Source organism: Pelagimonas sp. KU-00592-HH, from assembly GCF_040369695.1.
In the GTDB taxonomy this organism is placed as follows: Bacteria; Pseudomonadota; Alphaproteobacteria; order Rhodobacterales; family Rhodobacteraceae; genus Shimia.
Genome location: NZ_BAABWM010000002.1, coordinates 784,281 through 795,995 on the forward strand (window position 1 = coordinate 784,281; position 11,715 = coordinate 795,995).

The window sequence follows — 11,715 nt, forward strand, 5'->3', positions numbered from 1 at the left end:
TGGCTAGGGGCGGCCAACCGACAATTTGAGGCATCTTCGTGATGCGTACGGCGAAGCACGTATCGGGCATTCGTCGGACTGTCGTCCGACCTGTGTTTGCTGCTGCGCGCTGCTGGACGCTCGCGTGCGAATGAATGAGGTTACTATGGCTGATCCGACTGGCCCCGGTGTGGTAGAAGGCACCGACAACGACGACCTGATTAACGGTGGCTACAGCGATGGAGACGGCGATTCCGTTTCCAACAGCGGCGACCTTGTTTTTGGCAATGGTGGCGATGACACCATTGATGGTCTTGATGGGAACGACACGATCCACGGCGACAACACAAGCGGTGTAGTCGGCCTTGAGGAATCGGACATCGATGCCGTCAGCATCGACTTCGCCTCCGTGCGTGCGGGTTCCGAAACCGCGTCTCCGAACAATGCCTCGGTAGGCGACAGCGTTATCTATGACAATGTGGCAACCCTGTCCGACGGCACTCAGGTGTCTGCGCGTCTGGTACTTGTCAGCACCTCCGACAACAGCTTGCAAATTGATATGGCAAGCAGCGCGGACTACGAAATCCTGCTGAACGCCAACAACGACAGCAGCGTGGGTGGCGAAACCGCGACCTTCCGCATGGAGTTCTTCGACACCGCCACCGGCGACCCCGTCGAATTGAACCCCGGGCTCGTTTTCGCGGACATCGACGAAAACAAGGGCGATGAAATCCTCACCATCAACGACAGCAACCTGCTGAACGTCGGCGTCCCGACCGACAGCTCGCTGGATGTCAGCTATGCAGGCGGTGTGCTCACGGCCTCCGGCACCGAGGACAACATTGATCCCAACGATCTTGACTCGCAGGTCGCGACCGTCTTCGGCGAAACCAGTTCGATCGAATTCACACTCACTTCGCGTGATGTGAACTCCGGCACCAACTTCGCATCGCTCAGCGGTCAGGAGTTCAACTACGTGAACCCCTTCGCCGCAACCGGCGATGACTCGATCCTCGGCGGCGAAGGCAACGACCTGATCTTCGGTGAAGCCGGCAGCGACACCATCGACGGCGAAGATGGCGATGACACCATCTACGGTGGCTACGGCCCCGACAGCGCCACCGGTGCCCGCGAGAGCTTCAACTGGAGCGAACTCGAGTATAACGGCGATCCGATCACCGACGGTAAGCACATCGACTCGGGCCAGGTTCAGAACACCGGCAGCGTCGACGTGACCTTCACCATTGTCGACAAGGACGGCACCTACACCAAGTTCGAAACCGACGATCAGAATATCGGCGGCATCGACGGTGGCAGCGAAACCGTCAATGACGAAAGCTCGCTGGAATCCAAAACCGACCACGACAACGAGTTCGCCACCTATCGCCTCGATTTCTCGTCGCCGGTAAGCAACGTCGACTTCCGCGTCAACGACATCGACCATGACTCGGTTGTGAATGTCGTGGCCTACGACGCCAGCGGAAACCAGATTCCGGTCACGCTGACCGCCAGCGCAGGCACCGACCTGAGCCTGAGCGACACTGACTCGGTTGCTGGCATCGACACCGCCAGCGCAACCGGCAATTCCGGTTCGAACACCGCCGACGACAACTCGATCCTCGTCGAAGTCGCCGGTCCGGTGGCGCGTATCGAAGTGACCCACTCGAACGACGGTGGCGACAACAGCAACGTCAATATCACCGATGTCTTCTTCGACACCCCGTCCGCGACCGATCTGAACGGTCTCGACGAAGGCGACTCGATCCTTGGTGGCGAAGGCAACGACCTGATCTTCGGTCAGGGCGGCAGCGACACCATCGACGGTGAAGCCGGCGACGACACCATTTATGGCGGTGGCCCGGAAACCACCTCGACCCACGAGATTTTCAAGTGGTCCGAAGGCCCGGGTTTTGCCAACAACGCGAACACCCCGAACTTCACTCAGGATACGGGTAACGCCAACATCACCTTCACCACCGTTTCGCAAAGCAGCGGTGTGGAAACCGAGTATGAAACCTCGACCCAGGATGTCAGTGAGCTCGATGCCGAAGTGGGCTCGAACTCTTCGCTGTCCTCGATCCTGAACGGCGATCCGAACTCGGCCAAGTACCAGTGGGAATCGGACACGCCGCTTGAAAACGTCGAGTTCCGCGTGAACGACATCGACGGTGACGGCCGCATTGTGGTCCGCGCCTGGGACGAAAACGGCGATCCGATCGAAGTCACCCTGTCCGACGCAGGTTCGGGTCTTGCCCTGTCAAACAGCGACAGCGTGCCGGGCAATGACACCGCAACCAGCATCGACAACAACTACACGTCGGACAGCAACCCCGAGCACTCGGTTCTGGTCAATATCGAAGGCCCGGTCAGCCGCTGGGAAATCCTTCACGAACAGGATGGCTCGTACAACTCGGGTATCAATGTAACCGACATTACCTTCGACGTTCCCTCGACCATCGTCGACGACGATAACGCGGGCGACTCGCTGATCGGCGGCGACGGGGATGACCACATCTTCGGTCAGGGCGGCGACGACACCATCACCGGTGGCGACGGCCAGGACAACATCGACGGCGGCACCGGCAACGACAGCATCGACGCGTCTTCTGACGACGCGATTGATCTGCCTGACCTCGGCTTCCCGGCCTACGGTCCCTACCCCGCAGTCCCGGCCGACCCGGATCCGGAAAACGACCGCGACTTCGTTGACGCTGGCTCGGGCAACGACACCGTTGTCACTGGCGACGATGCCGACACTATTCTCGGCGGTTCGGGCGATGACTCGATCGACGCGGGCGTCGACACCGACTCTATCGAAGGCGGCAGCGGCGAAGACACCATCATCGGTGGCGAAGGCAACGACACCATCGACGGCGGCGACGATGACGACGTCATCTATGGCGGCCTTGACCCGTCCTTCCCGGATTATCTCAACATCCCGGATGACGGACATGGCGGTGTCATTCCCGATCCCGAAACCGACAACGGCCGCGACCTGATCGACGGCGGTGCCGGCAACGACACCATCTTCGGCCAGGACGACGACGACACCATCTCGGGTGGCACCGGTAACGACGTGATTGACGGCGGTGTGGACGAAGACTCCATCACCGGCGGCGAAGGCAACGACGCTCTGACTGGTGGCCACGGTGACGACACCATCCACGGCAACGAAGGCGACGATACCATCCACGGTGGCATTGGCGCGGACTCGCTGACCGGTGGCGAAGGCGACGACAGCTTCACCCTCGGTGGCGGCGACGGCGCTGGCGACTATGCGGCTGGTGGCGACGATCAGGATACCTTCACCAATATCGGCGCTGGCGACACCATCGACGGTAACGAAGGCGGCGTTGACTACGATACGCTCGATCTGACCGGCGCAGGCGAAGCCAACAACCCGGGTGGTTCCTACTCGGTTGAATACAGCGCACTGAACCCCGAAGACGGTATCGTCAAGTTCTTCGACGCAGGCGGCACCCTGACCGGCACGGCAGAGTTCTACAACATCGAGAACGTAATCTGCTTTACCCCGGGCACCGCGATCCTCACCCCGTCGGGCGAGATTGCCGTGGAAGAGCTGAAGGTCGGCGACCGCGTGGTCACCCGCGACAACGGTCTGCAAACCATCCGCTGGATTGGCCGCAAGCCGCTCACGGGCCGCGATCTGCTGTCGCGTCCGAAGCTGCGTCCGATCATGATCCGCAAGGGCTCGCTCGGTCCGAACCTGCCCGACCGCGACATGATGGTTTCGCCGAACCACCGTATGCTGCTCGTCAGCCAGCAGGCACAGCTGCTCTTTGAAGAGAGCGAAGTGCTCGTGGCTGCCAAGCACCTGGTCCACATGGACGGGGTTCACCAGGTCGACACCGCCGGCGTGGAGTACATCCACTTCCTGTGTGACCACCACGAGGTTGTTCTTGCCAACGGCGCGTGGAGCGAAAGCTTCCAGCCCGGCGAATTCTCGATGGGTGGCATCGGCCAGGAACAGCGCGCGGAAATTTACGAACTGTTCCCGGAACTGCAAGATCGCGAGACGCTCGAGAACTTCTCCGCGGCTCGCCTGACTCTGAAGCGGCACGAAGCCAAACTTCTGGGCTAGGGGCCTCCACTGGGGCAAATGTTTCGCTAGCGGAAGGCGGTCCTTAGGGGCCGCCTTTTGCGTATGGGGCGGGTTGACAGCCGCCAGTCAGTTTACTTAACATGTGAATTGTTATTCAGGAGGAGAGTGACCGATGCCCGTACCCGCCCCCAATCTTTATCCGCCGTTCAACATCGTGCGCCTGTCACATGTCGAATACCGCGTCACCGATCTGGCCAAGTCGCGTGCCTTCTATGTCGACACTCTCGGCCTTCAGGTGACCTATGAAGACGACAGCCACATCTACCTGCGGGCGATGGAAGAACGCGGGCATCACTGCATCATTCTCGTTAAGGCGGACAAAGCCGATGTCGGGGTGCTGGGTTTCAAGCTTTATGATGAGCCTGATCTCGACAAGGCCGCCGCATTCTTTGCCAACAAGGGCCTGCCCGTGGAGTGGGTGGAACGCCCCCACATGGGCCGCACCCTGCGCACCCGCGATCCCTGGGGCATCCCGCTGGAATTCTACGTCAAGATGGATCGTCTTGCCCCGATCCATCAGAAATACAGGCTCTACAACGGCGTAAAACCCCTGCGCATCGACCATTTCAACATGTTCTCGGCAGACGTTGATGCCTCGGTTGCCTTCTACAACGAGATCGGCTTCCGCACGACGGAATACACCGAACATGCCGAAAGCGGCCGCGTCTGGGCGGCATGGATGCACCGCAAGGGCGGCGTGCATGACGTGGCCTTTACCAACGGCACCGGCCCGCGCCTGCATCACACGGCCTTCTGGGTACCGACCCCGCTCAACATAATCGACCTCCTCGACCTGATGTCGACCACGGGCTGGGTGGACAACATCGAACGCGGGCCGGGGCGGCACGGCATCTCGAACGCTTTCTTCCTCTACGTGCTGGACCCGGACGGCCACCGGATCGAGATCTACTGCTCCGACTACCAGACCGTCGACCCGGACCTTGAACCGATCAGATGGGATCTGAAAGACCCGCAACGCCAGACCCTCTGGGGCGCCGCAGCCCCGCGCTCGTGGTTCGAACACGGCTCCACCTTCGAAGGCGCGGAAACAACCGAAAGCGCCCTCAAGGCCCAGCCGATCATCGCCCCCTGACCCTCTGGACAATCCGCCAAACCCACAGTCAGATGTGGCCAAACCCGTGCCCTCAAGGAGCCAGCCATGCCCGCGCCCAAGAACCTCTTCAAAGACGCCATCGCCGCCAAACAGCCGCAGATCGGCCTCTGGGTCACCGCCGCCGACGCGGGGATCACCGAACTGATCGGCACCACCGGCTTTGACTGGCTGGTTGTCGACAGCGAACACGCCCCCAACGACATCCGCAGCCTGCGCGACTCCTTGATGGCGCTGAACGGGTCCGACAGCCACCCGGTCGTGCGCATCCCCTTTGGTGAGGCATGGATGGTGAAACAGGTTCTCGATGCCGGCGCGCAGACGGTTCTGGTGCCGATGGTCGATACCGCCGAACAGGCCCGCAAGATGGCCGCCGCCATGTACTACCCGCCCAAGGGCATCCGGGGCATGGGCGCGTCGGGCGCGCGGGTCTCGCGATTTGCCGCCATCGCCGACTATGTCGCCACCGCAAATGACGAGGTCTGCCTGATCGTGCAGGCCGAAAGCCGCGCCGCGCTGGACAATCTCGATGAGATCCTCGCCGTAGAGGGGGTGCATGGTGTCTTCATTGGTCCGGCCGATCTGTCGGCGGACATGGGCTATCCCGGCAACGCCAACGCCCCCGAAGTGCAGGAGGCCATCGCCGCCGCCATCCAGAAGATCGCTGCCAGCGACAAGGCCGCTGGCATCCTGACTCAGGATCTTGCTTCGGCCAAAACCTATCTCGACCTCGGCGCAACCTTCGTCGCCGTCGGCATCGACACGGTTTTCCTTGCCAAGGGCCTTCGCAAATTGTCGAGCGACGCCAAAGACTTGCTCTGAGGCTGGACAAAGGCGCGGCCGAACGTCGATAAAGACCACATGGCAGGCCAGACAGACACCATCATCAACGCCATCCTTGGCGACATCGAATCCGGCACCCTCAATCCCGGCGACGGGATTGACGAAACCGCGCTGGCCAATCGTCTGGGCGTGTCCCGCACGCCCATGCGGGAAGCCATGATCCAGCTTGAAACCGCAGGCCTGATTGCCCGCCTGCCCCGCAAGGGGGCGGTGGTCTTCAAACCGACGCTGGAAGAATTCCTCGCCATCCTCGAAGTGCACGCCAAGCTGGAAGGGCAAGCCGCCGGCCTCGCGGCCCGCCGCCTGTCACGTGATCATGCAGAACAGCTCGAAGACATCGTGCGTTCCTGCGAAAAACACGCCGCCGAAAAGGGCGATGCCGATCCGGACGCCTATTACCAGCTGAACATGCGGTTCCACGAAATCGTCGCCGTCGCAGCGGGCAATCCCTTCCTGCTCGAGATGATCAAGACCAACGCCCGCAAGCTAATGGCCTACTACCGCGCCCGCTATCAATACGTCGGTGCCATCGCCGATTCCGCCCGCGAACACCGCGAAATCGCCACCCTGATCACCGCCCGCGACGCCGAGGCCGCCGAATACCGTATGGCTCGCCACGTCCAGTTCGATCAGGTCACCGCGATGGATTTGCTCGCGGTGCTCAGCTAAGAGAATTTTCTCGAAAATTCTCGCCCCCGAAAATCCTTCTAGAAGGATTTGCCATCCCGCGCCCATTCGAAAAACTGCACGATCTGCCGCCCGAACACATCCCGGTCTGCGGTGTTCTTAAGCGACTCGCGCGCTGCCGCCGTGACCTCTTCCCCGACATAATCCGCCGTGAACTCCACGAGATCGGCAATGAAATCGTCCTTCATCTCCGGGTGATACTGCGTGGTAAAGATGTGCCGCCCCTTGAGGTAGCCCCCCACGCGACACCCCGGCCCCGAGGCCACGACCTCCGCGCCTTCGGGTAGCTCGGTCACCTGCTCGATATGGCTGGCATAAAGCCCCACCTGCGCGGGCCTATCCCCGAACGGCAGCGCGCCCACCGAATCGGTCAGGGCAAATCCATGCACCCAACCCTCCGGATTGCGCCCCACGGCTCCGCCCAATGCCAGCGCGATCGCCTGGTGGCCGAAACATGCCCCGAAAACGGGCAGCTGTGCCGCATCCATCTCGCGGATCAGATCGAAAAGCCGTGACACCCAGACCGCATCGTCATGCACCGAGGCCGGGCTACCGGTGATCATCGCCCCGTCAAAGGCCTGAATATCCTCGGGAAATTCCCCATCCTTGACCGCGAACACCTCGCAGTCCCACGCCGGGCGCTGCTCTTTCACGAGGGTGGCGAATTTTTCACCATCCTTGGGTCGCGCCTGCGCAAAATCGCTTTCGTCGGTATTGGTCATGAGGATCGCAAGTCGCATTTCCGGGCACTCCGAATTTTTCATTTTGCATATTTATGAACTCCATATATATACATAACAAAGCAAGTAAACAAGCCAGCAAGGGAGGCAGCTTGTATGACTGTCTGGACACCCACCGATGACGGCCACGCCGATCTGACCAGCCACGACACGTTTGCCAGTGGCACACCGCACAATACCTTCAAGCGCCTGCGCGACGAAGATCCGGTCAGCTGGACCGACTATGCCGACGGTCAGGGCTTCTGGTCGATCACCCGCCATCAGGACATCACCGAGATGAACCGCAATTTCGCGGTTTTCTCCTCGGCCCGCGGCATCCGCATGGAAGACCAGTCGTATGAGGAATACCTCGCACGGCGCACCTTTCAGGAGATCGACCCGCCCGAACACATGCTGACCCGCATCAAGGTGGCCAAGGCGTTTTCAAAACCGGTTGTGGCAGGTTTCGAACAGGACCTGCGTGACCTCTCGAACCAGATCCTCGACGTCGCACTTTCGGAAACCGAATTCGACGCCACCAAGGCCATCGCCCGCCAACTGCCCATGCTCATGCTCGGCCGCATTCTCGGCACGCCAGAGAAAGACCTGCCGTGGCTGGTCGAAAAAGGGGACGCCCTCATTGCCAACACCGACCCGGATTTCACCGACCACGTCCTCGACAAGATGACCACGGATGATTTCCGCATGATGCCCTTCAACTCGCCCGCCGGCGCCGAGTTGTTCCAATACGCCAAGGAGTTGATGGCCCATAAGAACGCCACCGGCGACACCAACGGCATCCTGCACCTGATCCTGCAACCCGACAAGGATGGCAACGTGATCTCGGAAGAAGAGTTCCGCAACTTCTTCTGCCTGCTGGTCGCCGCCGGCAACGACACCACCCGCTACTCCATCGCCGCCGGAATCCAGGCCCTCGCCCACCAACCTGAACTGCTCGCACAGATGCAGCAGGGCGGCGATGATCTCTGGGACCTCGCGCCTGACGAAATCATCCGCTGGGCCACACCCGCACTCTACTTCCGCCGCACGCTCACGCAGGATTTCGAGGCGCACGGCAAGCAGATGAAAGAAGGCGACAAGGTGCTGTTCTGGTGGTCATCCGCCAACCGTGATGACACCGTCTTCGACGACCCTTTCCGCGTTAACCTCCTGCGCAGCCCGAACAAACACATGTCCTTCGGCCAGTCCGGTCCGCATGTCTGTCTTGGCATGTGGCTGGCCCGCCTCGAGGTCCGTGTTCTGTTCCAGGAACTATGCAAGCGTCTCAAAACAATAGAACCTAACGGAGAGCACAAATTCCTGCGCTCCAACTTTGTCGGCGGGATCAAGGAACTCCCCGTCCGCATCCAACTGCAATAAGGGAGGCCAAGGATGAAAGACCGTCTGCGCGCCGTTTTCTGTGACCACCTGTCCATCATGCGCGGCAAGTACCTGCCGCATTCCAAGCTGGCCGACTCCGAAACACGTTTCTGCCGCTCCACCTTTGGTGTCCACTATGACAAGGATCTGCTTGACGCACCGGGTGCGATGATGATGCAGGGCCTTCCCGACATGGAGCTGCGGTGGAAACATGACGACATCCGCGACAGCTGGGACCCGCACACCAAGATCGTGCTGGGCGACCTCTATGACCACGAAGGTGCGCCGCTTCCGCTTTGTCCGCGCGGCACCCTGAAGCGCGCCGTGGCCGCCTGGGAAGACAAGGGGCTCACCCCCAAGGTCGGCATCGAACTCGAGGCCTACGCCCTGCAAGCCGACGAAGATGGCAACCTGCGCCCCTACGACACGCCCGGCGGCGTGGTCTATGGCACCGGCCCCCTGTCTGATCCGATGCGCTTCAACGATGCGATCTGGGAAAAGGCCGATCAACTGGGCTTCCGCCTCGACATGATCACCTCGGAATTCGACGCGCCGCAGTTCGAATACACCCTCACCTTTGACAACGCGGTTCAGGCCGTGGACGATATCGTCCTGTTCCGCCTGATGGCGCGCGAGATCGCGCTGGAACACGGCATCATCCTGTCGTTCATGCCCAAACCCATCGCCGAAGCGGGCGGCTCGGGCATGCACATCAACTTCTCCTTCTCCGATGTGTCGGGCGGCAATGCTCTGTCGTCAGGGCCGCGCAACCTGCCGGAAACCCTGAACGATCTGTCGCGCGGATGCCTCGCGGGCCTTCTGCATCACCACAAGGGCCTCGCCGGTCTCATCGCCCCCACCGCAAACAGCTACCAGCGCCTGCAACCGGGCTCGCTCTCGGGGTTCTGGAAAAACTGGGGCGGCGACCACCGTAATGTCACCACCCGCATCAGCTCGGAAGGCGGCCCAAAATCACGCCTTGAACACCGCATGGCCGATGCCACATCGAACCCCTACACGGCCACTGCCGCAGTCCTGACCGCCGCACGTCTGGGCGTGGAAAACGGCTATGACCTACAGCCGATCGAAACCGGGGACGGGTTCGAAAAGAACGACGCCAAGGAAAGCTGCGCGATGGACCTCAAGGGCGCCACGGCAGACCTCAAGGCCGACACGGTTCTGGCCGACGCATTGGGCCGGACGCTGGTCGATAACCACGTCTACATGAAAGAGAAAGAGGTCAAGAAAACCCGCGATCTCGAGGGCGACGCCCTGCGCGACTTCTACGTCTACTTCGTCTGATCCCAACACTTCGGCAGGCAGGATTTTCTCGAAAATCCTGCCCCTCGCAAAACCTTTCCCAAGGTTTTGCCCGCCCCCCTCATCCCCAAGGAGCCACCCAATGAAAGCCACCTGGAAACTCGCCGACGGCACTGAAATCTCCGCAGAGATCGCCAATGGCACCAACATGATGCAGGCCGCCCTCGACAACAACATTCCCGGCGTGATCGGCGAATGCGGCGGCTGCCTCTCCTGCGCCACCTGCCACGTCTATGTCGACGGGGCCTGGCTCGACAAAACCGGCAGCGCCGACGATTTCGAAGACGCCATGCTCGACGTGGCCGAGGCCGAGCGCACCGACGCCTCGCGCCTGTCCTGCCAGATCGAGGCAAGCGACGCCCTTGACGGCCTCGTCCTCATCGTTCCCCAGCCCTGACACCAAGGGGCCTGCCCCCTCACACAGGAAACGCGCCCATGAACTCTCCCCTCACCCGCTATGCCTTCCTTGCCGGAGTGGCCTATTTCTGCTGCATGGCGCTGGCCCATTTCTTCGGCATCAAACAGCCGCTGTTGTTCGTCTACTACGACACGCCCTTTCACGCCTATCAGGACAAGATCATCTCCTTTGCCGTGACCGCCTATATCGCGCTGTTCTGGCTGGCGTCCAAAAGCCGCGAGGCCGTGCCCGCCGCCCTGATCGTCATGGCCCTGACCGTCCTTGGTCTTGCCTCGGTCAACATGTCCGATGCCCTGGCCAGCGTTCTTACCGAGGGGCAAAGCACCCTGCCCTACTGGCTTCAAACCATCCTGATCGGCGCCTATCTCGTCGTTCTGACCGGTCTTTGGCGGCGCGACGCGCGCTAGGGCCTTGTATCGCGCCCCCGCCCTCCCGACATTGGAACCGCAACAGGAACCAATAAGGGGGCGCGAAGATGCCACGCAAAGCACTTGTCACCGGCGGCAACAGGGGCATTGGCCTTGCCATCGCCAAGGGTCTCAAGGATCAGGGGCTCGACGTTATCATCGGCGCGCGCCAGGCGTCTGATGGCAAGGCAGCGGCGCAGGAGATCGGCGCGAACCATGTTGTTCTCGACGTGTCCGATCCCCAGAGCATCACGGCCGCCCTCGCCCAGATCGGCCCGATCGACGTTCTGGTCAACAACGCTGGTATCCTCAACAGCGGCGGCGTTCTGGACGACCCACAGGATTTTGCCGATTGCATGGCCGTCATGGTGAACGGCCCCTACCACCTCATGCGCCATGTCGTGCCCCAGATGGGTGCGGCGGGCTATGGCCGTATCGTGAACCTGTCTTCGGGCTGGGGCGCGTTCTCGGACGGGGTGGCCGGTCCCGGTGCCTACGGTGTCGCCAAGGCGGCCCTGAACGCCCTCACCGTTGCCGCCAATCATCACCTGCCACGAGGGGTGAAGGTCAACGCCATGTGTCCGGGCTGGGTTCACACCCGCATGGGCGGCAGCGCAGCGCCCCGCACCCCCGAAGAGGGCGCAGACACCGCCATCTGGCTTGCCACCCTGCCTGAAACCGGGCCAAGCGGCGGCTTCTTCCGGGATCGCCGTGAAATCGCGTGGTAA

At 61.5% G+C, this 11,715-nt stretch carries 10 protein-coding genes; 9 read left to right on the forward strand and 1 reads right to left on the reverse strand.

Translation table 11 applies throughout. The annotated features are described in order from the left end of the window. Nucleotides 1–145 precede the first annotated feature (145 nt). The 4 genes from ABWV42_RS10970 (at nucleotide 146) to ABWV42_RS10985 (ending at nucleotide 6,725) form a co-directional block, all read left to right on the forward strand. Nucleotides 146–4,081 carry a Hint domain-containing protein gene (locus tag ABWV42_RS10970; RefSeq protein WP_353340130.1) on the forward strand — a complete coding sequence of 1,312 codons (3,936 nt, stop codon included), beginning with the start codon at nucleotides 146–148 and terminating at the stop codon, nucleotides 4,079–4,081. A gap of 133 nt (nucleotides 4,082–4,214) precedes the next feature. Continuing rightward, the gene (gene hpaD, locus ABWV42_RS10975) at nucleotides 4,215–5,195 is read left to right on the forward strand and encodes a 3,4-dihydroxyphenylacetate 2,3-dioxygenase (protein WP_353340131.1); all 981 of its coding nucleotides are present in this window, start codon (nucleotides 4,215–4,217) and stop codon (nucleotides 5,193–5,195) included. Nucleotides 5,196–5,261: 66 nt separating this feature from the next. After that, entirely contained in the window at nucleotides 5,262–6,035 is a 774-nt protein-coding gene (locus ABWV42_RS10980) for an HpcH/HpaI aldolase family protein (protein WP_353340132.1), read from the forward strand. 39 nt (nucleotides 6,036–6,074) lie between these two features. Next, nucleotides 6,075–6,725 (forward strand): GntR family transcriptional regulator, encoded by a 651-nt coding sequence (locus ABWV42_RS10985; protein ID WP_255103902.1) that lies wholly within the window; start codon nucleotides 6,075–6,077, stop codon nucleotides 6,723–6,725. A 38-nt stretch (nucleotides 6,726–6,763) separates the two neighbouring features. Here the strand turns inward: ABWV42_RS10985 and ABWV42_RS10990 are convergent, their stop codons facing one another. After that, nucleotides 6,764–7,465, reverse strand: a complete 702-nt coding sequence (locus ABWV42_RS10990; protein WP_353340133.1) for a type 1 glutamine amidotransferase — start codon at nucleotides 7,463–7,465, stop codon at nucleotides 6,764–6,766. Nucleotides 7,466–7,579: 114 nt separating this feature from the next. Here ABWV42_RS10990 and ABWV42_RS10995 point away from each other — a divergent pair, with 114 nt between their 5' ends. From ABWV42_RS10995 to ABWV42_RS11015, 5 genes are all read left to right on the forward strand, one after another. Further along, a complete protein-coding gene (locus ABWV42_RS10995) occupies nucleotides 7,580–8,842 on the forward strand; it encodes a cytochrome P450 (protein ID WP_353340134.1) in 1,263 nt (420 codons plus the stop codon). 12 nt (nucleotides 8,843–8,854) lie between these two features. Next, entirely contained in the window at nucleotides 8,855–10,144 is a 1,290-nt protein-coding gene (locus ABWV42_RS11000; protein WP_353340135.1) for a type I glutamate--ammonia ligase, read from the forward strand. A 100-nt stretch (nucleotides 10,145–10,244) separates the two neighbouring features. Then, a complete protein-coding gene (locus ABWV42_RS11005; protein WP_353340136.1) occupies nucleotides 10,245–10,559 on the forward strand; it encodes a 2Fe-2S iron-sulfur cluster-binding protein in 315 nt (104 codons plus the stop codon). Nucleotides 10,560–10,597: 38 nt separating this feature from the next. Continuing rightward, nucleotides 10,598–10,987, forward strand: coding sequence for a hypothetical protein (locus tag ABWV42_RS11010; RefSeq protein ID WP_353340137.1), 390 nt, complete (start codon nucleotides 10,598–10,600; stop codon nucleotides 10,985–10,987). Between the two features lie 68 nt (nucleotides 10,988–11,055). Continuing rightward, the gene (locus ABWV42_RS11015; protein WP_353340138.1) at nucleotides 11,056–11,715 is read left to right on the forward strand and encodes an SDR family NAD(P)-dependent oxidoreductase; all 660 of its coding nucleotides are present in this window, start codon (nucleotides 11,056–11,058) and stop codon (nucleotides 11,713–11,715) included.